21 protein-coding genes and 2 pseudogenes are annotated in these 23,292 nt (G+C 45.1%); 4 read left to right on the top strand and 19 right to left on the bottom strand.

Annotated features, from left to right (window positions below):
• On the top strand, nt 1-1,542 hold the full coding sequence (locus BQ8005_RS11800; protein WP_075318184.1) for a sulfatase family protein: 1,542 nt from the start codon (nt 1-3) through the stop codon (nt 1,540-1,542).
• A 165-nt stretch (nt 1,543-1,707) separates the two neighbouring features.
• Nucleotides 1,708-2,775 (top strand): annotated as a pseudogene (locus BQ8005_RS11795) (SusC/RagA family TonB-linked outer membrane protein); the annotation flags it as partial.
• A 172-nt stretch (nt 2,776-2,947) separates the two neighbouring features.
• Here BQ8005_RS11795 and BQ8005_RS11790 read toward each other — a convergent pair.
• Complete coding sequence (locus tag BQ8005_RS11790; protein WP_005815306.1) at nt 2,948-4,237, bottom strand: IS1380-like element IS612 family transposase; 1,290 nt, start codon at nt 4,235-4,237, stop codon at nt 2,948-2,950.
• Between the two features lie 108 nt (nt 4,238-4,345).
• Between BQ8005_RS11790 and BQ8005_RS11785 the strand changes: the two are divergent.
• Nucleotides 4,346-6,409, top strand: a pseudogene (locus tag BQ8005_RS11785) (SusC/RagA family TonB-linked outer membrane protein); the annotation flags it as partial.
• A 30-nt stretch (nt 6,410-6,439) separates the two neighbouring features.
• Complete coding sequence (locus BQ8005_RS11780; RefSeq protein ID WP_075318183.1) at nt 6,440-8,002, top strand: RagB/SusD family nutrient uptake outer membrane protein; 1,563 nt, start codon at nt 6,440-6,442, stop codon at nt 8,000-8,002.
• A gap of 346 nt (nt 8,003-8,348) precedes the next feature.
• Here BQ8005_RS11780 and tyrS read toward each other — a convergent pair whose 3' ends face one another.
• The 18 genes from tyrS to BQ8005_RS11690 all read right to left on the bottom strand — a co-directional run bounded on the left by tyrS (nt 8,349) and on the right by BQ8005_RS11690 (nt 23,288).
• Nucleotides 8,349-9,641: a tyrosine--tRNA ligase gene (gene tyrS / locus BQ8005_RS11775; protein ID WP_075318182.1), complete on the bottom strand. Its 1,293-nt coding sequence runs from the start codon at nt 9,639-9,641 to the stop codon at nt 8,349-8,351.
• Nucleotides 9,642-9,720: 79 nt separating this feature from the next.
• Nucleotides 9,721-10,368: a TatD family hydrolase gene (locus tag BQ8005_RS11770; protein ID WP_021846685.1), complete on the bottom strand. Its 648-nt coding sequence runs from the start codon at nt 10,366-10,368 to the stop codon at nt 9,721-9,723.
• 18 nt (nt 10,369-10,386) lie between these two features.
• A complete protein-coding gene (yidD, locus tag BQ8005_RS11765; protein ID WP_075319169.1) occupies nt 10,387-10,608 on the bottom strand; it encodes a membrane protein insertion efficiency factor YidD in 222 nt (73 codons plus the stop codon).
• Nucleotides 10,608-11,012, bottom strand: coding sequence for a ribonuclease P protein component (gene rnpA, locus BQ8005_RS11760; RefSeq protein ID WP_262484394.1), 405 nt, complete (start codon nt 11,010-11,012; stop codon nt 10,608-10,610). The genes yidD and rnpA overlap by 1 nt, the downstream gene beginning before the upstream one ends.
• Nucleotides 11,013-11,762, bottom strand: a complete 750-nt coding sequence (locus BQ8005_RS11755; RefSeq protein ID WP_075318181.1) for a uroporphyrinogen-III synthase — start codon at nt 11,760-11,762, stop codon at nt 11,013-11,015.
• Nucleotides 11,763-11,766: 4 nt separating this feature from the next.
• Entirely contained in the window at nt 11,767-12,498 is a 732-nt protein-coding gene (locus BQ8005_RS11750; RefSeq protein ID WP_075319167.1) for a DUF4271 domain-containing protein, read from the bottom strand.
• Nucleotides 12,498-13,085: an LOG family protein gene (locus BQ8005_RS11745; RefSeq protein WP_111936110.1), complete on the bottom strand. Its 588-nt coding sequence runs from the start codon at nt 13,083-13,085 to the stop codon at nt 12,498-12,500. Before BQ8005_RS11745 ends, BQ8005_RS11750 begins: the two co-directional genes overlap by 1 nt.
• Before the next feature lie 139 nt (nt 13,086-13,224).
• Nucleotides 13,225-14,517 carry a methionine adenosyltransferase gene (metK, locus tag BQ8005_RS11740; RefSeq protein ID WP_075318179.1) on the bottom strand — a complete coding sequence of 431 codons (1,293 nt, stop codon included), beginning with the start codon at nt 14,515-14,517 and terminating at the stop codon, nt 13,225-13,227.
• Between the two features lie 226 nt (nt 14,518-14,743).
• Nucleotides 14,744-15,772 carry an endonuclease/exonuclease/phosphatase family protein gene (locus BQ8005_RS11735; protein ID WP_075318178.1) on the bottom strand — a complete coding sequence of 343 codons (1,029 nt, stop codon included), beginning with the start codon at nt 15,770-15,772 and terminating at the stop codon, nt 14,744-14,746.
• The gene (folK, locus tag BQ8005_RS11730) at nt 15,769-16,242 is read right to left on the bottom strand and encodes a 2-amino-4-hydroxy-6-hydroxymethyldihydropteridine diphosphokinase (protein ID WP_075318177.1); all 474 of its coding nucleotides are present in this window, start codon (nt 16,240-16,242) and stop codon (nt 15,769-15,771) included. The genes BQ8005_RS11735 and folK overlap by 4 nt, the downstream gene beginning before the upstream one ends.
• 7 nt (nt 16,243-16,249) lie before the next feature.
• Nucleotides 16,250-17,308: a tRNA preQ1(34) S-adenosylmethionine ribosyltransferase-isomerase QueA gene (queA, locus tag BQ8005_RS11725; protein WP_075318176.1), complete on the bottom strand. Its 1,059-nt coding sequence runs from the start codon at nt 17,306-17,308 to the stop codon at nt 16,250-16,252.
• A 30-nt stretch (nt 17,309-17,338) separates the two neighbouring features.
• The gene (gene truB, locus BQ8005_RS11720; RefSeq protein ID WP_075318175.1) at nt 17,339-18,055 is read right to left on the bottom strand and encodes a tRNA pseudouridine(55) synthase TruB; all 717 of its coding nucleotides are present in this window, start codon (nt 18,053-18,055) and stop codon (nt 17,339-17,341) included.
• A gap of 6 nt (nt 18,056-18,061) precedes the next feature.
• Nucleotides 18,062-18,916, bottom strand: a complete 855-nt coding sequence (locus BQ8005_RS11715) for an undecaprenyl-diphosphate phosphatase (RefSeq protein WP_022021780.1) — start codon at nt 18,914-18,916, stop codon at nt 18,062-18,064.
• Between the two features lie 23 nt (nt 18,917-18,939).
• Nucleotides 18,940-19,185: a DUF3098 domain-containing protein gene (locus tag BQ8005_RS11710; RefSeq protein ID WP_075318174.1), complete on the bottom strand. Its 246-nt coding sequence runs from the start codon at nt 19,183-19,185 to the stop codon at nt 18,940-18,942.
• Between the two features lie 171 nt (nt 19,186-19,356).
• Complete coding sequence (locus tag BQ8005_RS11705; RefSeq protein WP_075317828.1) at nt 19,357-20,430, bottom strand: IS5 family transposase; 1,074 nt, start codon at nt 20,428-20,430, stop codon at nt 19,357-19,359.
• Between the two features lie 107 nt (nt 20,431-20,537).
• Nucleotides 20,538-21,419 (bottom strand): cell division protein FtsX, encoded by an 882-nt coding sequence (locus tag BQ8005_RS11700; RefSeq protein WP_021846673.1) that lies wholly within the window; start codon nt 21,417-21,419, stop codon nt 20,538-20,540.
• Nucleotides 21,416-22,318, bottom strand: coding sequence for a class I SAM-dependent methyltransferase (locus BQ8005_RS11695; protein WP_075318173.1), 903 nt, complete (start codon nt 22,316-22,318; stop codon nt 21,416-21,418). Before BQ8005_RS11695 ends, BQ8005_RS11700 begins: the two co-directional genes overlap by 4 nt.
• Before the next feature lie 307 nt (nt 22,319-22,625).
• Entirely contained in the window at nt 22,626-23,288 is a 663-nt protein-coding gene (locus BQ8005_RS11690; protein ID WP_021846671.1) for a polysaccharide deacetylase family protein, read from the bottom strand.
• Nucleotides 23,289-23,292 lie beyond the last annotated feature (4 nt).

The following is a 23,292-nucleotide window of genomic DNA, read 5'->3' as shown; positions in this document are numbered from 1 at the left end:
ATGAGAAATCCTTCTCCTTTTCTTATTGTGTTTCCAGTTGGTGCTGCTTTATTCAGTGCCTGCAACAGCACAGCGAAGTCTTCCAAAGAGGCTCAAACGAATCAAAAGCCCAATGTTATTTATCTTATTTCCGATGATTTGGGTATTGGTGATTTGAGTTGCTATGGAGCTACGAAAATCAGTACGCCTAATCTTGACCGTCTGGCGGGGCAAGGTTTGCAATTTACGAATGCTTATGCCACATCTTCAACCAGTACTCCTTCACGTTTCGGATTGCTGACGGGTATGTATCCCTGGCGTCAGGAGAATACAGGCATTGCTCCTGGTAATTCTGAGCTGATCATCGACACGGCTTGTGTGACCATGGCCGACATGTTTCAGGCAGAAGGATATGCTACGGCAGCTATCGGTAAATGGCATTTGGGACTTGGCCCTAAAGGTGGAACTAATTTCAACGGCCTTATCAAACCTAATACACAGGATATAGGGTTTGGCTATGAATATATCATTCCCGCTACCGTCGATCGTGTACCTTGTGTATTTGTAGAAAACGGTCGTGTGGATGGACTTGATCCGAACGATCCTATTACCGTCAGCTATGAACACAAAGTGGGCGACTGGCCTACAGGTGAAGAAAATCCGGAACTGGTCAAGCTGAAACCCAGCCAGGGACATAACAATACGATTATCAACGGCATTCCTCGTATCGGATGGATGACAGGCGGTAAATCTGCTTTGTGGGTAGACGAAGATATTGCTGATGTTATCACGAATAAGGCTAAGGACTTTATTATCGATCACAAAGACCAGCCGTTCTTTCTTTATATGGGTACGCAAGACATTCATGTGCCTCGCATACCTCATCCGCGCTTTGCAGGTAAGAGTGGGTTGGGAACTCGTGGTGATGTCATCCTCCAGCTCGATTGGACTGTAGGCGAAATTATGCATACGCTCGATAGCTTGGGCATTGCGGACAATACCATTTTTGTTTTCTGTAGCGACAACGGGCCTGTCATTGATGACGGTTATCAGGATCAGGCACGCGAATTGCTGAACGGTCATACACCGATGAAACATTATCGGGGTGGCAAATATAGCGCTTATGAGGCAGGAACGCGTATTCCCTTCATTGTACGTTGGCCGGCCGCCATTCAGCCAGGCAAGCAACAGGCGTTGTTCTCCATGATTGATGTTTATGCGTCGTTGGCAGGTTTGTTGGGGCATAAGTTGCCAGAAGGAGTGGCACCCGATAGTCGTGATTGTCTTGAGACATTCTTGGGTAAGGATACTATCGGATGTGGATATGTTGTGCAGCAAAATCTGAACAATACGCTTTCCATCATCCAAGGCGATTGGAAATATATTGAGCCTAGCGATAAGCCTGCTATTGAGTTCTGGACGAAAATGGAACTGGGTAATGCTCCTGAAGCGCAGTTGTACAATATAGCTCAGGATCCTTCGGAGAAGACAAATGTTATTAAAGGTAACGAGAAAATTGCGGATGAACTGTCCAAATTATTGGAGAAGGTAAAAAACAAATAGTTTGATCCACGAACAAGAAATTGTGGCCTTCTAGAAGTTCTTTTTGTACAGAATTGTATACTTTACGAATTATTATTGCGGCTTTTTTTCGTAGATAACTGATACTTTTGCTCCAAAGTATTGCAGAGAAATTCAACTAATTATTAACTAATAATTTGATATTTTATGAGACAACAGAAATCTAATCTATTGAAAGTATTAGGTACCATGTTACTTGTAGCTTTGTTTGCCATACAAGCTAAAGCGCAAGAAATCACGGTAACAGGTACAGTAACAGACAATCTTGGTCCGGTAATTGGAGCTTCTATCCAAGTAGAAGGAACCACTATCGGATGTATTACAGACATTGACGGCAATTATGACCTGTCGAATGTTCCCGCCAATGGAACATTGGTTTTCTCTTATATAGGTTACCAGACGCAGAAAGTAGCCGTTAACGGTAAAACCAAAATTGATGTGAAATTGGTGGAAGATAGTCAACTTCTGCAAGAGGTTGTGGTTGTAGGTTATGGTGTACAGAGAAAGAGTGACTTGACTGGGTCTGTAGCTTCGGTAAAAGCTTCTGATGCTTTGAAAACGACTCCTACAGGAAACGTATCAGACGCACTACAAGGCCGTATGGCGGGTGTATCGGTGCTGAGTGGTTCCGGTGATCCGAGCCAAGATAATACTATTCGTGTGCGTGGTATCAATTCCATTACTGCAGAAACTGGACCATTGGTAGTTGTGGACGGTTTCATTGGTGGTTCTCTGCAGAATTTGAATCCTTCGGATATCGCTTCCATTGAAGTACTGAAGGACGCTTCAGCTACCGCAGTATATGGCTCTCGTGGTGCCAACGGTGTTATTCTGGTAACAACTAAAAATCCAGGAAAGGATAAACTGTCAGTTAACTTTAATGCGTTTGCTAACATCAAAACAGTAGCCAAGTATCCAGACACATTATCTCCTTACGAATATGCCACGTTGGTCAATGAATACGGTAATGATACTGGTCATGGTGATTACTTCAATTCTACTCAGTTAGCTGATTTACAGTCTGGACGTGCCGGTTATGATTATAGCCGTGAGATTTTCCGTACTGCTGTAACTCAGAACTATGATTTATCTGTCAGTGGTGGTAATGAAAGCACTACATTCTTGGCTTCTTTCCGTTATCAGGACGACCAAGGTATCTTGAAAGAATCTATGAGCGAGACATACAACTGGCGTTTGAAAGTTGATACAAAGATTAACCTAAAATCCGCAACTATCATCCAATACACGATTAAGGGTAGATTTATGAGTCGTTAGTAGTAGCTTTCAGTAAAAAGCAACAGCACAACATCAATATGTAGCCAACATCCCCTTACCCCACGATGCGACTTGAGGAAATACGCAGATTCTAACCGGAAAGAAAGGATTCTTATCCGAATTCTGTTTTGAAGGGTTTTGCATAAGCGCGGTTCTCTGTGTAGATATTCAGCACGTATTGCCTTGCAGTCATGATCCACTTGGCAGGTACGGAGATGAATCTGAAGACAAAAGCCTTTATGCGACTCGTTTTCTTGAGCCCAAAAGCCTTGGTGTCAAGCCTGCTCATGATGGTCTTGTAGAAATTGTGTATCAATGCAGTAAGCAGAAGAAAGACAGTATTCTCCGCCATGAATGACTTGGGGAGCCTGCTCCAACCGAATCCGTTGTTCATGTCGTCAAAGATACGTTCCTTGCCGCCACGCAGATTGTAGAATTCAACAATGTCCCTTGTCGATGACTTGTAATCGTTGGTCAGAATACAACGGTAAGTGTATTCGCCTTCCCATAGGTCAAGGTCGCCACTGTTGCGTCTTTGTCTCTGGATGACAAGACGATAGCACTTGCCTTCCCATTTCTCAACGAGAATGGAATTGAGTTCGAACTGGATGCCGTTAATCTCCTCCGTCTTCCATCCTCTCAGAGCAAAGATGTCATTGTAGAGCGAACTGCATCGGTTGGCACGGATGTAGAAATGTTTGCAATGCTTCTCTATCTCACTGACGATTTCCTTCGAGCAGGAACCGCAGTCTGCCCTGAAGCGATTTACACGGATGTTCTGGGATTCCAGAAGAGCGAAGAATCTCTTATGGGTGTCTGCCTGATGAAAACGCACATTCGTGTTGCCATCGCTGTTCTCGATATAGACTATCTTGTCACCGATAACATATACGCCAGGCCTGTAGCCGAGGAACTTTTTGTAGGTCGGTTTTGCATCATACTTCTCCGTTTCAAGAAACTGATGGTCAAAGTCAACATCGTATTCCTCAATTTCCTTCAACTCGCCTGTAGAAACCAAAGCGTTTATAAGCAATGTGTTGAGTTTGTCTGCAGTATTGAAATCATAGGTCTTGCCTTGGTCGGAAGTATAGGAGATGTTTTCCTGTGTCAGTTCCTTGATGGCTCTGAGGATGGTATCAGAGCTGCATGTACGAAGGGTAGGATGATACGAGAGATGGCGCATCAGTTGTGACGTTACGTCTTCCACGCATGAGCCGCCACAGAAATAAACGCTCATCAGCGAACGGACTATCTCGCTGAACTGATATCCGATGATACTGCGGCATCTCTGACCCAGTGTTGAGTCGATAACGGGTGAAAGCATGGAGTCAAATTTCTCCATGATTGAAAAAATTCCTCCAAAAGGTGTGAGTTTCTCAGATTTTATTTGTACCTTTGCCATGCCTTGTTACGATTTTCGCTTGTTTTCTAATTGCAACACTAAGATAAGTGAAAAATCTGACACGGCAAAATCCTGGGCAACTTTTTGTTGCTCAGGTACTTAAAAAGTTATATTTATAATAGTGTTGCGGAATTAAGGATTAAGAAATGGTTAGATGCTGGTTTAAACTTTTATGGTAACTATCGCAAAAGTTCTACTCCACGTACAAATCCTTATCGCGGTATTTTCCAGACAGCGATGTTTTTCGATAATACCCTGTCTCCTAAGAATGAGAGTGGTGAATATAATAATGACGATTGGAGCGGTAACCACATGTACAATCCTATGGGGCACATTTGGGAACTGGATTCATCAACGCAAACTATCAATAACCGCTTACAAGGCTATGTACAATTCAACATCATTGATGGCTTGACTTTCCGTTCGCAGATGGGTGTGTTGTTCGATAATCGCTTGAGTACTACGTTGGAAAATGAAGATAGCTATCAGCAATTTGCTAATTCCAACAGTCGTGCATACGCTCGCAGTTATTTTAACCTCAGTTGGCTGAATACTAATACGTTGAATTATGTGAAAGAGTTTAATAAGAATCATCGTATCAACGCAACAGCAGTATTCGAGCAGTCTTATGACAATAACTACAATCATTTGGGACGTGCTTATTTCCCTGACTATGTTGACATTACTCATGGTTACAACAACTTAGCTATGAGCCAAGACGCATCGTTAAACGAATTATCGAGTGAACGGACTATCAATGCGCTGATGTCCGGAATGTTGCGTATAAACTATGTATTTATGAACCGATACATGTTGACGGCTTCTATTCGTGCTGACGGTTCTTCACGTTTGGAGGACAAATGGGCATACTTCCCATCAGCAGCTTTAGCATGGGATATCAAGCAGGAAAGTTTTTTGCAGGACAACAGCTTTATTGATCAGTTGAAACTCCGTTTGGGTTACGGTTCAGTTGGTAACCAGTCTGTAGAAGCTTACCGTATTTATTCGATGATGACTCCAACGACTTCAACAGGCTTAAATGGAACAAAACCAACAGTTTATGCCGTTGACCGTCCGAGTGCTCCTTATTTGAAGTGGGAACGCAATGACCAATTCAATGTAGGTATAGATTTTGGTATATTGAACGGGCGTTTACGCGTATCTGCCGATTGGTATAGTAAACTTTCTAAAGATATTTTGTTGGAGGTAGCTCAACCTACGCACATGGGTTATGGCTCATTGTTGCGTAATGCTGGTGAAATAAAGAATACTGGTATAGAATTTACTATCAGTGCCGATCCGTTTGTAAGCAATGATCCGACAGGTTTTAATTGGCATACGGACTTGACTTTTACCAATAATAAAGGTACTTTTAATAAGATTCCGACAGCTAACCATCGACAGCAGCAAGCTGGGAACTATCAAAACGAGTTGTTTCAGATGGTAGAGGGTGAAAAATTGGCCAGCTTCTGGGGATATCAGTATGAGGGTTTGTGGCAGGAAGCAGATGTAAATGCTTTGTTTGTAGATGCCAATGGAAATACGGATGGTCGTACTAATGGTGAAGTCTACGGTGTAGTAGCTGGTAACTCTAAGTATACAGATGTTAATAAAGACGGTGTATATAATGATGAAGATCAAGGTATCATTGGTTGCGGTCAACCGACGTTCAACTGGGGATGGAACAACACTTTTAATTATAAGAACTTTGATTTGTCATTCTTCTTGGTTGGTTTCCATGGCTTTGATATTTATAACGCAACAGAACAAATTGGTTTAAATGGTATTCAGAGTCAACAGGTGGCAGTGGTTACTCCGTCTAAAGTGTGGTTGGATCACTGGACACCGGAAAATACCAATACCAATGTTCCCCGTTGGGATGGCCAAGGCACTGAAAATAAGAATATGTTCAGTACTCGTTATATAGAAAATGGAAGTTTTATTAAGATGAAGAGTATTACATTAGGATATACTATACCTGAAAAGGTTTGTAAGAACTGGGGTATCACGAACCTGCGTATTTATGCTTCTGTTCAGAACCCATTCCACATTACTAAATACTCCGGACTTGACCCAGAATCAACATTAGGTGATCCGCTGATTCAAGGTGTAGATTGGGGAAATTACCCTAATAGCCGTAACTACTTGATTGGTTTGAATTTTGCATTCTAATTTGTTTAATCAAAAAAATATAACGATAATATGAAAAAACTAACATACCTTGCAACACTTGCCGGAAGTTTGTTTCTCGCAACTTCTTGTGTAGATTTGGATCAAGAACCGCAATCGTTCATCACGGAAGAAGATTACATTGCCAGTATGGATCAGTCTGCACTTGAAAATGCGGTTTCTGCACTATATAATAATTTATGGGGGAGTAATTATGGTTTTAACTGCCGTATTCAGCGTATTCAGGTTTGTGCGGATGAAATTACTTACCGTGCGGCTAAGGCCGGTAATGAGTTGGCCAATTATGACCGATTAAGTCCTAGTATTTCTGCCAATACAGCAGATTTTGATAATACTTGGAAAGATTTTTATGCAGTAATCAATAATGCCAATAAATTGATTAACAAGTCTGCGATTCCTGAAGGTGCAGAAGCTGCCAAAACTTTTGAATCGACTTTGGCGGAAGCTTACTTTTTGCGTGGGCTGAGCTACTTCTATTTGGTACGTATGTATGGTGATGTACCTTTGATTATGAGTGATGAAGATTTGGCTAATGATGCTGTTCGTACACCAGTAGAGGAAATCTATAATACGGCTATTATTCCTAGTTTGAAATATGCTGTAGAAAATCTACCTGAAACACCGCGTGTCGGTAACAGTTCTACGCCTACCAAGTGGGCTGCAGAGACCTGCTTGGCTGATGTATATATTACAATGGCAGGCTGGCCTTTGAAGAAAGGACAAGAATATTACGCTTTGGCTGCTGAAGTAGCTAAAGATGTATTGGATAATAATGGATACCATAAACAAGAGGCTAATTACGAAGACTTATGGAAGGAAGCTAATAAAAACAGCAGTGAGTTTATGTTCTGTTTACATCACAGCCATGCTAATAAGGTTATGGCCAGCAACTATGGAAAGTCCTACTATCCGGTTAATTTCTTTGATGCTTCATCCAATACGGTAAGATCTGGATGGGCAGATTATTATGCACGTAAAGAAGCTTATCTGAATTATCCGGATGATAAACGTAAGGAATGGAATTTTATGGCTGAATGGCCTTCCAGTGAAGGTGAGGTAGTTGGAACTACGTCTAATGGAAAACCTATTTATGGAACTATTACTTGGGAGGAAAGTTCTGACGGTTTGCCTTGTATTAGTAAGTACTATGATTATGATCAAGGGTATCCTGGACAAAACGCCCAGGCTAACGGTGTAACGTGCATCTATCGTTTGGCAGATGCTAAACTGCTCTATGCTGAGGCTTCTACCCGTGCTACAGGAAGTGTTAATAGTCAGGCTGTAGAAGCTGTTCGTAGTCTTCAGAATCGTGCAGGTTATGCTGAAAGAGGTATTCCTGAAGTGTCAACTAGCGTGAGTGCTGATGATTTCCTTAATATAGTTTCTAACGAACGTAACTATGAATTCTATGCTGAGATGCGTCGCTGGTTTGAGTTGGTTCGTACAGAACAGGTAAGCGTGAAGCGTGCTGAGACATGGAACGGCTCTTTGTTCCAAACACAAAATCACTATTATTTTCCGATACCTTCTGCTCAGATCCTGTTAACAGGATGGACGAATAATGCAGGATATTAATCATTCTTCTCCAATACTTCTATCCTTAAATAAATTAAAAAGGAGCTGTGCTAAAATTCGGCATGGCTCCTTTTTAAGGATATTCATAAAATAGTATAAGATTAGCCAATTGATTCATACTTAAAGCGTTGTGGATTTATTGGCATTTTTATCTTGCGGGTATATTCTCCCGATAATAAGGACTAGTAGCCCAAATGGGGGAATCCCGATATTGTTTTAAAAAGTGTGGATATTTACTGAGTACTCCTTATTTAATGTATGCTCGAAATAAGAACTACCAAGTCTACAGCTTTGCCCGTAGACTTGGGTAGTTTTTATGGTTTTTATCATGCAAATGCCTTAAGGCTTATTTCGCAATGATCAGGTAGTAGTTCTTCTTACCACGTTGAACTAGCAGATACTTGTTGTCCAGTAGGTCGGCAGTGGTAATCACTTGGTCGAAAGCTGTGAGCTTTTCTTTGTTCAATGATACACCGCCACCTTGAACCAGTTTGCGCATTTCGCCTTTCGAAGCAAATACAGCAGCATTTTCGACGAATAAGTCTACTGCTTTTATTCCAAATGCTAATGCGTCACGTGATATTTCAAATTGTGGAACACCTTCAAATACGGAAAGCAGTGTTTGCTCGTCCAATTTCTTCAAAGCTTCAGATGTGCCACCACCAAAAAGAATATTTGAAGCTTCTACAGCTGCGTTGAAGTCTTCTTCAGAGTGTACCATGATTGTTACTTCCTTGGCCAGACGTTTCTGAAGAACACGCAAGTGCGGTGCTGCTTCATGTTCGGCAGTAAGTGCCTCTACTTCTTCTTTGCTTAGGGCTGTGAAGATCTTGATATAACGCTTGGCATCTTCATCGCTTACATTCAACCAGAATTGATAGAATTTGTAGGGAGAAGTATAACGTGGATCGAGCCAGATATTTCCGCTTTCGGTTTTGCCAAATTTGCCACCGTCTGCTTTGGTAATCAACGGACAAGTTAATGCATAAACTTCACCGCCATTCGTGCGACGGATCAATTCGGCACCCGTTGTAATGTTACCCCATTGATCGCTACCTCCCATTTGAAGTTTGCAACCTTTGGTTTCATACAAGTGGAGAAAGTCGTATCCTTGTAACAGCTGATAGGTGAATTCGGTGAACGAAAGGCCATCGCGGGCTTCGCCGTTCAAACGTTTTTTTACGCTGTCTTTTGCCATCATATAATTGACGGTGATGTGTTTACCTACTTCACGGGCGAAATCCAGAAAACTATAATCTTTCATCCAGTCATAGTTGTTCACCAGCTCGGCATGATTGGGAGCATCGGAGTCAAAATCCAAGAATTTGCTCAGCTGTTTTTTCATGCCTTCCATGTTGTGACGCAGGGTTTCTTCTGTCAACAGATTACGTTCTGCTGACTTGCCGGAAGGGTCACCAATCATACCTGTTGCGCCGCCAATCAAAGCCAAAGGCTTGTGTCCGCAACGCTGAAAGTGACGCAGAATCATGACACTGCACAAGTGTCCGATGTGCAAGGAGTCAGCTGTAGGATCAAAACCAATATAAGCAGTCACTTGTTCCTTGGCCAGCAGTTCTTCCGTGCCCGGCATCATATCGTGGAGCATGCCACGCCATCTTAATTCTTCTACAAAGTTCATCGAATGATTGATTGTTTAATGATTTGATTTATAGTTATACTTGCTACAAAAGTACGACCTTTCTTTGAAGAAACAAAACTTAATGTTCAAAAAAGATACGTTGTATGTTAGTGGAAACTGTTTCCATGAGTTCTTTATCTGTTATGTTACGTAGAAGCGCGGCTTTTTTGTATAAGTCTGCGATAGGTACGTTGCTTTCGTCCGTTTCCAGTAACAGACGGTTGGTAGGTATCTGTTTCATGGCTTCCTCTTGATAGTTAGCACCAAATGAAAGATATAAACCGTGGCGCACAAGTTCGAGGGCTAGTTGTAGCTTACCACGAAAACCGTGGATAATCCAAGGTACACGAGGAGACAGTTCTTTTTTCAGTGCCAGCAATTCCGTTGTAGCCTTCACCAGATGAAGAATTAAGGGCTTAGCGATTGTTTCGGCTACAAGAGCTTGATAGCGTAGTGCTTCTATTTGTTGAAGCAGAGAGGTACTTGCGAGCTTGTCTAACCCGGCTTCACCTATTGCTATCACTTGCGGATGATGTATCAACGATTCAAAGTGTACTTTGAATGCAGCCTCTTTCCATGCGTAGTTGTCCAGTTGCCAGGGGTGAATACCTACGGAATACCAGCTGTTTTCCTGTGGGTGGAATGTATCAGGCAAACAGCAGATAATGGCCTCTCCCGGTAAGGCTGGAAGTTGATGGGTGTGGATATCTATAGGCAAGGTATGCATAAACTAATAAAAGCAAGTTCAAGGAACGGGGTCGTAGCCTGATCCTCCCCAAGGATGACAGCGAAGAATTCGTCTGATAGCTAAATAAAGCCCTTTAATTGGTCCGTGTTTTTTCAGTGCTTCTACAGCATATTGCGAACATGTAGGCGTGAAACGGCAGGATGGAGGAGTCAGCGGAGAAATACACCGTTGATAGAAATAAATGGGGAGTAATAGTAGGTATGTCAGTAGTTTTCTGATCATTCGGTAGGCTGGACCGTCTGTTCGGTCGAGATCTTTTCAACAATACGTGTCAAAGCTGCCTTTATTTTCTCTTCCACCAATGCCGAATTCATCAGTTCGTCAGCTAGGTAGATGAAAGCAATAGCTAGACGCCTGTTTTTTTCAGTCAAAGGAGCAAGTAGTATTTGTTTATTTAAACGGTAAGCTTCACGTATTTGACGTTTTATGCGGTTACGTTTAACTGCTCGTTTGAAGCGACGTTTGGATACACTGATCAGAATGGATGCCTGCACATCAAGTTCCTCTACTGGCAACCATACTACCCGTAAAGGAAAAATAGAGAAGGAACGCGAACCTCCCGCGAACATCTTCTCTATTATCTTTTTTTTGTTCAGCCTTTCGGGCTTTCGCAATCTGTTCACTTATTCTTTATTGTTCTCCTTGATAAACATGTCAAGAGCCGCTGTCATTGAAGGGGCTTTTACGCTGGGGGCTTCCAAGTCGAGACGCAGTCCTGCATCGCGTACAGCTTGTGCCGTCGTAGAACCGAAAGTACCTATTTTAATGTCTTTCTGTTCAAAGTTGGGGAAGTTTTTTTGCAGAGAAGACACTCCTGCGGGGCTAAAGAACACCAGCATGTCGTAATCGAATGATTCACCTGGTTGGAAGTCGTTGCTCACCGTACGGTACATGACAGCCTCACTATGCTGGATTTTGTTTTTATCCAATGCATTCTTAATTTCGTCGGTATGTACGTCTGACATGGGGACCAAATATTTTTCCGTCTTGTGCTTCAGGATGGCTGGCAGCAAGTCGTCGAACTTGCCGGTTTGGCCAAAAAATATCTTACGCTTCCGATATTGTACGTACTTTTGAATGTAGAGTGCAATGGACTCGGTTACACAGAAATATTTCATGGTTTCTGGAATCGTAACACGCAGTTCTGTGCACAAGTGGAAGAAATGATCGATAGCGTGGCGAGATGTGAAAACCACAGCTGTATGGTCTAGAATCGAGATCTTCTGTTGTCTGAACTCTTTTGCAGAAACGTTCTCCACTTTTATAAACGGGCGAAATTCTATTTTCACTCCGTACTTTTCGGCTATATCGTAGTATGGAGACTTCTCTGAGGCCGGCTTCGGCTGCGATACAAGCACTTTTTTTATTTTCAACGTCCTAAAATTTTATTGTCAAAAAATCGTTTAGTTGTGTCAAACCGCTGTATAACATAATACAAGGGCTGATTTCAAGGGCACAAAAGTATAAAATTAAAAGGAAACAGCCGAATAAATTGTGACAAAAAAGCTTTATCCATTTGTAAAACATCAATATTTTAACCAAACCAAGCAGAAGGAGGCCGATTATAACACAATTTTGCAGACTGAAATCGAGGTAGACTACCATGAGAATAGAGAGAAAAAGCCCGAATCCCATATAGTATAAGAGAGTGGAATAAGATTCCATCCAGAAATCCACTGTACCTTTGTCAAAGAAAATCCATCCAAGCATAGAATAGATAGACCATTTCAGAAAGAGGTATAGTATGCAACTTGCTATGTAGCCGGCAAGGAGGAAGGAAGATGGTATAGTATGGATTATTTCAGGGTAGAGGTCGCTGAAACAGACGAAGAGGTAAATGCCGGCCAGTACGCAGGTTTGAAGAATCAGTACCAGCAGAAAACGAATGTCTGTTCCTGAGGATATTGCAAAGATGCTAGCTCGTTCACGGTGCATGATAAAGTCTTTGCCTAGCTGGAGCAAAAACTTACGGCTGCGGGAGAGAATATAGGATGATAGTAGGAAGCAGCACAATAGTAGCAACGCGATGGTATCGTCACGTCCTGGCAGATAGGGCAGGGGGATGCCTTGTTCTGAGATGGGTATAGCCTGGAGTAGTGGCGAAAGCATCATAGGGCAGCAAATTTGCGGATGGAAACGTCCCAGATAGGAGTGGTTTGTATTTGTGTTATGGCCTCTTCAGGTGTATTGGCTACACGCCAGATATCCATGTGGCGAATACCCATGAAATGTTCTTCTGCTGCACGGGCGAACATCTCGAGTAGCGGGTCGTAGTAGCCTTTCACGTTCAGGATGACGATGGGCTTCAGATAGAGGCCCAGTTGCTTCCAAGTGATGATCTCGAGCAGCTCTTCTAGTGTGCCACAGCCGCCGGGCAGGGCGATGACAGCGTCGCTCAGGGTAGCCATCTTCTGCTTGCGTTCGTGCATGGTGTCAACTTCTATTAGTTCGCTCAATCCAGTATGATGCCAGTTCTGCTCTACCATAAAATGGGGAATGACACCTGTTACCTTCCCTCCAGCCGCCAATGTCGCATCGGAGACAGCTGCCATTAGTCCCATATTCCCGGCACCGTTGACTACACGGATACCATTCTGGGCCAACAGGGTACCTAACTCATGTGCTGTTTCAAAATACACAGAATCGATTTTCGTACTCGATGCACTATAGACACAGACAGCATTAATCTTATTCATCATGATGACACGGATTGGTTTTGCAGGCAAAGGTACATGATTTCAGTCAGAAAAGTACGCTTATAGACAAAAAAACGAGGGTGTACCAAAAGGATTCCTTTTCTTTGACACACCCTCGGTAAGAACAAATACTGCCGGATTACAATCCGAAAGCAGCTTTTACCTTATCTACATAGTCGAGTTTCTCCCACGTGAAGAGCTCTACCGTAACATCCTTGTTGCCTTCGTAACGGCTACGGAAATGCTTGGTCACAATTTGAGGCTCACGTCCCATGTGTCCGTAAGCTGCCGTTTCCTGATAGATGGGGTTACGCAGTTTCAGACGATCCTCAATGGCTTTGGGGCGGAGATCGAAGATTTCGTCAATCTTGCGGGCTATCTCACCGTCGCTCATATTCACATGGCTACGTCCATAGGTGTTGACGTAAATGTTGATGGGGCGTGCCACACCGATGGCATAGCTGACCTGTACCAAGATTTCGTCGGCCACACCGGCTGCAACAAGGTTTTTGGCAATGTGACGGGCAGCATAGGCAGCCGAGCGGTCTACCTTAGAGGGGTCTTTACCCGAGAAGGCACCACCACCGTGTGCACCCTTACCACCATAGGTGTCTACAATAATCTTACGACCCGTCAGGCCGGTATCGCCATGAGGACCTCCGATTACGAACTTACCAGTAGGATTGACGTGATAGGTGATGTGGTCATTAAACAAAGCAAGCACCTTCGGAGCATGGATAGAAGCGATGACACGAGGCATCAGCACTTCGATGACATCCTTGCGGATGACGGCCAGCATTTCTTCATCGGCTTTCAGTTGGGCAGCCTCCGTACCATCGGCAGGCTGGATGAAGTCGTCGTGCTGCGTGGAAACGACGATAGTATCAATGCGTACAGGCGTGTTGTTGTCGTCGTATTCGATAGTTACTTGGCTCTTGGCGTCGGGGCGTAAGTAGGTCATCTGTTTGCCTTCGCGGCGAATGTCGGCCAGCACCTGAAGGATGCGGTGTGCTAAGTCGAGTGAGAGTGGCATGTAGTTCTCTGTCTCGTTGGTGGCGTAACCGAACATCATACCTTGGTCGCCTGCACCTTGCTCCATGGGATCCTGACGCTCCACACCACGGTTGATGTCAGGGCTTTGCTCGTGGATGGCGCTCAGCACGCCGCATGAGTTGCTCTCGAACATGTATTCGCCTTTCGTATAACCAATCTTCTTGATGACTTCACGTGCAATGAGTTGGAGGTCTACGTAAGCTTTAGTCTTTACTTCACCGGCCAGTACTACCTGTCCGGTTGTTACCAGCGTTTCGCAAGCTACCTTCGAACTAGGGTCGTAGGCCAACAGTTTGTCAAGTACAGCGTCCGATATTTGGTCGGCCACTTTGTCGGGGTGTCCTTCAGACACCGATTCGGATGTAAACAAGTATCCCATTTCAATAACAGTTAAATAATAATTAATAAAACAAAGTTTGAATGGGAAAGTTCAGCGAGTAGAAGTATCGGCTCGTGGCCGTACTGTTCAGAAAAGTATGTGTTTTAGCATTTTTTTCTGTGGTTGCAAGCTACTCAAATCTTTCCACATTGTTATTTCGGGTACAAAGATAGCGCTTTTTCTTCAAGAAACGATGCTTTAGGCCAAAATTAACGTTACACGAAGATTATTTTAGTCTGAAAGTTACTAGCACCCCTTTATGGTCGGTAGGCCAAACGCCCAAAGGCTGCAGGAAACGGTCTTTCGATTCTTCGGGCATACGCTTGCTGTTGACGATGGAGCCACGGGGGCCGAAGATGACGGCATCCTTCAGTTCAACGGCCGGATGCGGATGGTAAAAAACATAGTCTATACGGTCGCGTTCATCGGCTTTGGGTGCCCACGTCAGCTTCTCGACGGGGATAAGCGGGTTGTCGGCAGGGAAAGTGAAACCGGGATAGTTGATAACGTCGGGATAGAGTTCGCGGTACGTATCGACAAAACCGTTGTTGTCTAGAAGCAGGGGAACCGTCCAGGGCACAATCAGGCCGTTGTGGTCGAAGAGGTCTTTTGTCTCGCGCGTCCAGTCGAGGTGTGACGGCTCGTTGAAGTCGCCGCCCAATATCACGATGGTCCCTTCGGCAATGTCTTTCTTCGCTTCGGCGATGAAGTTGCGGATAGCGTCGTCGCGCAGGGAAGCGTCGTTCACCTGCAACACTTCGCACACCGTCTGCGGAATGGGGATTTCCTTCCAGGTGGAGCCATCATAACCGCGTACGTTGTAATAGGCATCGCTCAGGTAGTCCAGATGGGCCGTATAGACGGCTATTCGATGCCCGTGGATGGAACTTACCATCTTGTAAATGCTCCCGTGGTCGTCCTTCAGGGGGAAAACGGTCAATGAATCTGTAATGGGATAACGGCTCAGCAGTCCCGAATCATAACTGAAAAAGGAATAATAAATTTCGCCTCGTTGCTTCAACGATTGGACGATACGGTCGCAAAAGCGGGTATTCTTATAATTCCTTACTTCACTGAGTGTTACAAAGTCGGGTTTCAGGCGGACTATCTCGTCCACAATGGCATCATATCCTCCCTTTACCTGCGTACCTTCCTGCCAGATGTTCCATTGCAATACGGTAAATTCATTCTTCTCTTGGGCTTTTATACACAGTATAACCCATAGAAGCAGGATAAACAATCCTATTTTTTTCATATTTCTTTTTGTTTTGATAAGATTGAATATGTCAGCTCAGGAGCTATTTCTTTTAGTGGTTTCATTACAAAATCGCGGAGATGTATCAATGGGTGAGGTAGCTTCAGTTGCGGAGTGTCCATGAGTACTTCTCTGCCCGATATATCTAGGCAAATTAGCAGGTCAATGTCAATGATACGGTCATGATAAATACCGTCTACAGATTTACCTCTACGTCCCATTTTGTACTCTATCGCTTGTGTACTTTCCAGAACTTGTAAGGGATGCAGGGACGTATCAACTCGACAGGCTGCATTCAAAAAACCGTTTGCAGAGTCAAATCCCCAAGGGACAGTTGCGTAAAAAGCGGACAGGGAAACTATTTTCCCTATCCGCTCTTCTATCTTCTGAACAGCATCGCGAAGATTTTGCTCTTTATTACCGAGATTGGTACCCAGACCTAAATAATATATAAATGAAGAATCCTCCATTAAATGATTATTTATCTGTAATAAGCATAGCGTCACCATAAGTACCGAAACGGTACTCTTCTTTTAGAGCTACGTCGTAAGCATTCATCACCTGCTCATATCCTCCGAAAGCGGCCACAATCATCAACAAAGTAGAAAGTGGCATATGGAAATTAGATATCATTGCATTGGCTACCGTAAAATCATAGGGTGGGAAAATGAACTTATTCGTCCAGCCGTCGTAAGTCTTCAGATGGCCGTCGGTGCTGACGGTACTTTCGATGGCACGCATTACGGTTGTGCCTACAGCACACACTTGCTTGTTCAGGTCCTTGGCACGATTCACGATATTCACGGCTTCCTGATCTACAATCATCTGCTCAGAGTCTGTTTTGTGTTTCGTCAGATCTTCCACATCAATTTCGCGGAAATTGCCTAAACCTGCGTGAAGTGTGATGTACGCAAAGTCTATTCCTTTGATTTCCATGCGTTTCATCAACTCGCGGCTGAAGTGCAGATTGGCTGTTGGAGCCGTTACGGCACCTTCGTGGCGGGCAAAGATAGATTGGAAACGTTCGGCGTCTTCTGGTTCTACAGGACGGTTGATGATGCTATGAGGCAGTGGAGTTTCTCCTAATGCGTAGAGTGCCTTCTTGAATTCATCGTGCGGGCCGTCGTAAAGAAAGCGCAGGGTACGTCCACGTGAAGTGGTGTTATCAATGACTTCGGCTACCATTGAATCGTCGTCTCCAAAGTAGAGCTTATTTCCGATACGTATCTTGCGGGCAGGGTCGACGAGTACGTCCCACAAACGCAGTTCTTCATTCAGCTCGCGCAACAGGAATACTTCGATACGGGCTCCTGTTTTCTCTTTGTTGCCGTACAGGCGGGCGGGGAATACTTTGGTGTCGTTGAATACAAACACGTCCTTGTCGTCGAAATACTCCAATATGTCCTTGAACATCCGATGTTCTATTTCCCCTGTCTTGCGGTGCAGCACCATCAGACGCGACTCATCCCTGTACTTGGTGGGATGTAAAGCGATCCTTTCCTCAGGAAGCTTGAATTTGAATTGCGACAGTTTCATATCTTTCCTTTCTTTTATATTGGGTTGATTTTATTGTTCCTCTTCTGTATCTGTCTCTATTTCCTGTGCATTGATCCAGTCCTTGAAGTCGAGCGGATTGAGGCAGTCCTCAATACGAACATCCCCTACGCGTGTACGTTCCAAGGCTGTCAGGTGGGCGCCGCTGTTCAGTGCTTCGCCGATGTCGCGGGCCAGGGCACGGATATAGGTACCTTTGCTACATACCACACGTACTTTTATTTCAGGCAAATTGCATTCCAACAGCTCTATCTCATCAATTACGAGCAACTTGGGTTTCAATTCCACGTCCTCACCCTTACGCGCTAGGTCATAGGCGCGCTTGCCGTTCACCATACAGGCAGAGAAAGCGGGAGGGATCTGTTGTATCTCGCCGACAAAACGTTTCAGCGTCTCTTCTACCAGCTCGCGGGTGATGTGCTCCGTGGGATAGACGGCATCTATCTCGTGCTCCAGGTCGTAGGAAGGAGTCGTGGCGCCCAGCCGGATGGTGGCGATGTACTCCTTCGTGTGATACTGGAACTCTTCTATCCGCTTCGTTGCCTTGCCCGTGCACACAATCATGACACCCGTAGCCAGGGGGTCGAGCGTACCGGCATGGCCCACTTTCAACTTCTTCACGCCCAGCCGCCGGCAGATGTGGTAACGCACGTGGCCCACCACCTTGAACGATGTCCAGCCCAACGGCTTGTTCAGGTATAAGACTTCTCCTTTCTTGAAATTCATCATCTATCTTTATAAGACCTCCAGCGAGTGTCCACACAGCAACATAATTATGATCAATCCTCCTACAATAATCCGATACCAGCCAAAAGCTTTGAATCCATATTTGGTAACAAAACTGATAAAGAATTTGATAGCCAATAATGCGACTATAAATGCAACCACGTTACCTATAAGCAAAGCAGACAAATTATTGACCAGAATCTCGGTTCCTCCATCCAAAAACAATTTCAAGACTTTATAAGCCGTTGCTGCAAACATTGTAGGGACAGCCAAAAAGAACGAAAACTCTGCTGCATCTTTACGCGTCAGCTTTTGGGACATACCACCTACAATCGTAGCCATAGAACGAGAAACTCCGGGTATCATCGCTATACACTGAAACAAACCGATAAAGAAGGCTCGCTTTTCCGTCACTTCCGTCTTCTCACTGCCCTTGGAGAAGATACGGTCACAAAATAGCATGAAAATGCCCCCTATCACAAGCATTACAGCTACAACTACCACACTTTCAAGCATCGCATCTATTTTGTCACTGAACAGAAAACCTAAAACAGCAGCCGGTATAAAAGCTACAAGTAACTTCCAATAAAAATCAAATTTATGCAGAAAGCGTTGTAGAGAAGACGCACCTTGCGGAGCAGGCGTATGGTTCAGACGAAAGAAACGCTTCCAATACAAACATACGACCGAAAGAATGGCGCCAAATTGTATAATTACAGTAAAAGCCTTCACAAACTCTGTGCTCTCCACTCCCAACATATTCTGTGTTATAATCATATGTCCAGTAGAAGAAACAGGCAAAAATTCCGTCAATCCTTCCACTACAGCAATAATTATTGCCTCCCATGTAGTCAAATCACCCATATTGTTTATCTATTCAATTTATGTTATTCTTCTTCTGAAACATTTTCATCCTTGGGGCGGCGCAACACGCCATAAATCATGAACAGGAAGCCCAGCAGGCACACTACAGGAGCTACCTTGATGCGGCGCGCACTGAAGATATCGGGCTCGAAGTGCGTCGGCGTGGACGAAGGGCCCGTCATCAGCACAAAGCCGATGATGACCACCAGCATACCCACGGCCAGCAGAATGAAATTGGTCTTGTCGAAAGCAAACTTTTTCTTATCCATATTCTTAAATCTTTTTTGAGGGGTTCTATAATTAACACTTCGTGATGATCGGGAGAACCCGATTAAGCCTGACCGACACGGATTTTATTAATTCACGATGTAAAAGTATGTGTTTTAGCTCATAACTATATCACCCCCCAATTTTAACATAAATTAATATTTAAGGCATAACTATCCCTCACAAGTAGCCAGCCAATCGCCATGATACTTGACAATCTGACAGAAGCGGCAGATATTGTACATTAGGCTCGTCAGTGCGGTATTGGCTTTCGCTCGGCTTATCCCGACCGTGCGGACGAACAGCCCGTGCATACTCTGTTCCATGAAGCCAAAGACATGCTCCACACGGCTGCGCACTTTGGACTTTGTCCTGTTGTTGGCCTTTTGGGTTTCTGTCAGCGGACGATTCCTGTGTCCTTTTTCACATATGACAGGGGTCATTCCACGTTTCCTGACCTCATCGTCCTTGCCGACATATCCGGCATCAAGGTACAAGGCTTTCCCCTTGTCTTCATCCGTAATCAAGTCGGTGACCTTCTTCGAGTCGTGCACACTGGCGGATGTGGTGTCGTAGGCAAGCACGATCTTCGTTTTGGCACACACCTTGGAGTGGTTCTTGTATCCGTAATAAGTTTCACCACGCTTCTTCGTCCAACGGGCATCAGTGTCCTTATGGCACTTCTTGTGTGGATTGTCATTCCAAAGTTCATCACCCCTGCCGGCTTTTATCTGCCGGTTTTCCTCGCGAGTGTTGCGCTGACGGGGAGCGGTGACAAAACTCGCATCCACTATCTTGCCGCTGTTGAAAACAAGACCTCTATCCTCCATGTACCGGCGGAACATGTCGAACAGTCTGTCGTACGCGCCACAGACTTGCAACGCCTCCTTGTATTTCCAGACCGTCTTTTCATCGGGAACGTCCTTTACGCTCTCTATACCAAGGAACTGGCGGAAGCTCGTCCGATCAACAATCTGGTATTGGATTTGATGGTCTCCCAGGCCGTAGTAGCGTTGTAAAAACAGAACCTTGAACATCAGAACCGGTTCGAAAGGCTTGCGCCCAGCGTTACTCTTGCGCTCTTTGTTCGAGAGAGCGGCCTCAAGTTCAGGGCGAAACATCTCGAAGTCAATCAAGTTGTCAAGCGCAGTCAATGGGTTACCGAGGTTCGACAAAATCGTATGAGTATCTTCGGACTCGAAAAGACTCTTGCTAATGCGGTTTCTGTATCGGTTCTGCTTTTTCATCGTTTTCAGCAATTTTTATTGCTTAAATATACAAATAATTATCTGATTATCAAAGTATTATAAGTAATTCAATTTATAGAACACCCCTTTTTATTGTCAGACTGATCTTAAATGCGATAAAGCGCACCTGCTTTCATACGGAGGTATTTGTTGACCGAGAAAAGGGCGCATAACCATGTGATAAGCACGCCAAAAAGCAATACGGCTACTGATACCAGCAGCATGATTTGGGGGGTGACGACTTTTACCAGTTCAGGCTCCTTTTCTACCAGCCAGGTAGCGGCACCCCACAGAAGGCCGTCAGCCAAAGCTGCCGCCAATACGCCTGTCCAGAAGTTACGACGCAAGAAGGGGCGTCGGATGAAGCTCCAGTTGGCTCCCACCAGCTTCATAGTGTGTATCAGAAAACGTTTGGAGTAAACAGCCAATCGTATAGTGTTGTTGATCAGTGCAAATGATATCAGGGTCAGTATGACGGCGAGACCTAGCAGCAGCAGGCTGATCTTGCGGATATTGTCGTTTACCGCATTTACCAATTCTTTTTGATAAAGCACGTCCTGTATATCGGTATTCTTTCGGATCTGCTTTTCTATTTTGGCGATGCTGTCCGTGTTGGCATAGGCCGACTTCAACTTCACTTCGATGGAGGCCGAGAAGGGGTTATAGCCCAGAAATTCTTGCGGATCGGTGCCCATTGCTTCGGTCTGTTCCTCCAAAGCCTGTTTTTTGGAAATGTATTCGGTACTCTTCACGAAAGGTTCCTTATTCAAGTTCTTTTGCAGGCGCAGGATGTCACGCTCCTTCATGTCGTCGCTGATGACGATCGAGAAGTTGATATTCTCTTTTACATACACTGACAAGTTGTGGGCAGCCAGCACGAAGAATACCACCATGCCCAACAACAGCAGAACCAATGTCGTACTGATGCAGGAAGTGACAAACTGCATGTCAAAGAGGGAGGTCGTGTGATGGGTAGGCTTGGACTTCATAGACTCTTTTTTCTGAATACATAGATCATTGAACTGCTGCGCTCTTTATGTACCAACGAACTGAACCATGCCACTGTCCCCGTCAGCATCCCGCGCAGGAAAGGGAGCGAACGGTTCATGTAGCGCTCGGAAAGCATGGATACATAGAACGCGTCGAACGGCATCGGATGGCGTTCGGACATGATGAAACCATGCTTCGAAGCAAACTGCTGGATGGTAGAGGGAGTGAAGTGCCACAGGTGTCGGGGTACATCGTAGGCAGCCCAGTAGGCTCCATACTTGCGGGAATCGTACGAAGAACAGTTAGGAACTGCTACCAGCAGCATTCCCTTGTCTGTCAGCAAGGTGTTCAGAGTTTCCCAGGTCTCGTCCAGATGCTCCAGATGCTCCAATACGTGCCAAAGCGTGATGACGTCGAAACTTCCCGACACATAGTCTTTCAGGGCTGTTTCCGGTTGTACCTCCAGTCCGAAATGCGCCTTGGCGAATTCGCGGGCGGAGGCATTCTTCTCCACAGCTTCTACTTGCCATCCCAGCCGCTTCATTGTATCGGCGAAATAGCCCGTACCCGTACCAATGTCGAGCAGGTGTCCGTCCTTGCGGTGGGTGACACGCATCACCAGCTTTGCTTTCCGCTTCAGCATGTAGTGACGCACCCAGTGATAGATGCGGTTCATGGCACCCTTCTTCGTATCCGAATGGGAAATATAGTCTGGAGTTTCGTAATAACGGCCGATTTCAGCTTCTGTCGGGAAGTCTTGCGTGAAAAGGAAACCGCAATCTTGACAACGGCACAAATGGAAGGCTTCGCCTGTAGCATAGTGGTCTACACAGGTAAGCGTCCTTTCCAAATGGTTTCCGCCGCACAATGGACAGGTTGTTATAGTGAGTGTATTCATCGAAAATCCGGCCTATGGGGGTGTGCTTGCGGACAATTAGGGCACAACACACCTAAATTTGATGCAAAATAACAAATAAAAAGTGACTTACGTGCCTTTTGTTAAGGAGATTTAAGACATGTACTTGCGCGTCTGTACTCTTTGTTCCCTTGTCTTTCCTATCCGTTGTGGCGTCCGTTCTGACACAGTGCTTTGTCGGGGTGCGACACAGTGCTTCGTTATGGTCTGATAAAGCACTGTATGAGGAGGTCAGGAAGCACTGTGTTAGATGACCAGAAAGCACTGTGTCAGGTGGCCACAGTTTTGCTTACAGCACCTTGAACGCATACCCTTCTTCCTCCAGAAAGTTGAGGGCGCGGGGGAGGGCATATTGCAGATTGCCGCTGTCCCACGACTTGAGGGAGTCGTGGAAAGTGATGATGGAGCCGTTGCGGGCGTAGCGCATGACGTTGGCCAGAACTTGCGGGCCGCGGAGCTTCTTGCTGTAGTCGCGGGTGACGAGATCCCACATGACGATTTTGTACTTGCGCTTCAGTAGCATGTATTGCGCCCATCCCATATGGCCATGAGGCGGACGGAACAGGAGGGGGTGGAGGGCTTTGTCGGTCGTTTCGGGATCGCAGATGGAGAGCATGAAGTCGTGTGCCTCTTCCGTATTCTCCAGGTAGCTGTAGGAGGTGAAATATCTGCGGCTGAAACCGCGGATGTGATTGAAGGTGTGGTTGCCGATGCGGTGGCCACGCTCTACAACCATGCGGAATTCTTCGGGGTGTTTTCGAATGTTGTCGCCCACCATGAAGAAGGTGGCTTTGATGTTGTGTTGGTCCAACAGATCGAGTACCCAGGGCGTGACTACGGGGATAGGCCCGTCGTCGAAAGTCAGGTAGACGGCTTTCTCGTCGGGGTTCATCCGCCACAGGGCGCTGGGATAGAGTTTTCGAAACAGTTCGGGAGGTTGTTCGATAAACACGGTG

The sequence above is a fragment of the Bacteroides togonis genome (genome assembly GCF_900130135.1).
Taxonomy (GTDB): domain Bacteria; phylum Bacteroidota; class Bacteroidia; order Bacteroidales; family Bacteroidaceae; genus Bacteroides; species Bacteroides pullorum.
The sequence above is the reverse complement of the archived record's forward strand: the minus strand, read 5'-3'. Positions and strand labels throughout refer to the sequence as shown.

Coding starts and splice junctions, on each gene's coding strand:
- BQ8005_RS11790 (WP_005815306.1), bottom strand. CDS start 4,237: ATGGCAAAGGTACAAATAAAATCTGAGAAACTCACACCTTTTGGAGGA.
- BQ8005_RS11695 (WP_075318173.1), bottom strand. CDS start 22,318: ATGAATACACTCACTATAACAACCTGTCCATTGTGCGGCGGAAACCAT.
- BQ8005_RS11715 (WP_022021780.1), bottom strand. CDS start 18,916: ATGGGTGATTTGACTACATGGGAGGCAATAATTATTGCTGTAGTGGAA.
- BQ8005_RS11780 (WP_075318183.1), top strand. CDS start 6,440: ATGAAAAAACTAACATACCTTGCAACACTTGCCGGAAGTTTGTTTCTC.
- truB (WP_075318175.1), bottom strand. CDS start 18,055: ATGATGAATTTCAAGAAAGGAGAAGTCTTATACCTGAACAAGCCGTTG.
- BQ8005_RS11750 (WP_075319167.1), bottom strand. CDS start 12,498: ATGCTTTCGCCACTACTCCAGGCTATACCCATCTCAGAACAAGGCATC.
- BQ8005_RS11705 (WP_075317828.1), bottom strand. CDS start 20,430: ATGAAAAAGCAGAACCGATACAGAAACCGCATTAGCAAGAGTCTTTTC.
- BQ8005_RS11800 (WP_075318184.1), top strand. CDS start 1: ATGAGAAATCCTTCTCCTTTTCTTATTGTGTTTCCAGTTGGTGCTGCT.
- metK (WP_075318179.1), bottom strand. CDS start 14,517: ATGGGATACTTGTTTACATCCGAATCGGTGTCTGAAGGACACCCCGAC.
- folK (WP_075318177.1), bottom strand. CDS start 16,242: ATGGAGGATTCTTCATTTATATATTATTTAGGTCTGGGTACCAATCTC.
- BQ8005_RS11735 (WP_075318178.1), bottom strand. CDS start 15,772: ATGAAAAAAATAGGATTGTTTATCCTGCTTCTATGGGTTATACTGTGT.
- BQ8005_RS11710 (WP_075318174.1), bottom strand. CDS start 19,185: ATGGATAAGAAAAAGTTTGCTTTCGACAAGACCAATTTCATTCTGCTG.
- tyrS (WP_075318182.1), bottom strand. CDS start 9,641: ATGAACTTTGTAGAAGAATTAAGATGGCGTGGCATGCTCCACGATATG.
- BQ8005_RS11700 (WP_021846673.1), bottom strand. CDS start 21,419: ATGAAGTCCAAGCCTACCCATCACACGACCTCCCTCTTTGACATGCAG.
- BQ8005_RS11770 (WP_021846685.1), bottom strand. CDS start 10,368: ATGCATACCTTGCCTATAGATATCCACACCCATCAACTTCCAGCCTTA.
- queA (WP_075318176.1), bottom strand. CDS start 17,308: ATGAAACTGTCGCAATTCAAATTCAAGCTTCCTGAGGAAAGGATCGCT.
- BQ8005_RS11745 (WP_111936110.1), bottom strand. CDS start 13,085: ATGAATAAGATTAATGCTGTCTGTGTCTATAGTGCATCGAGTACGAAA.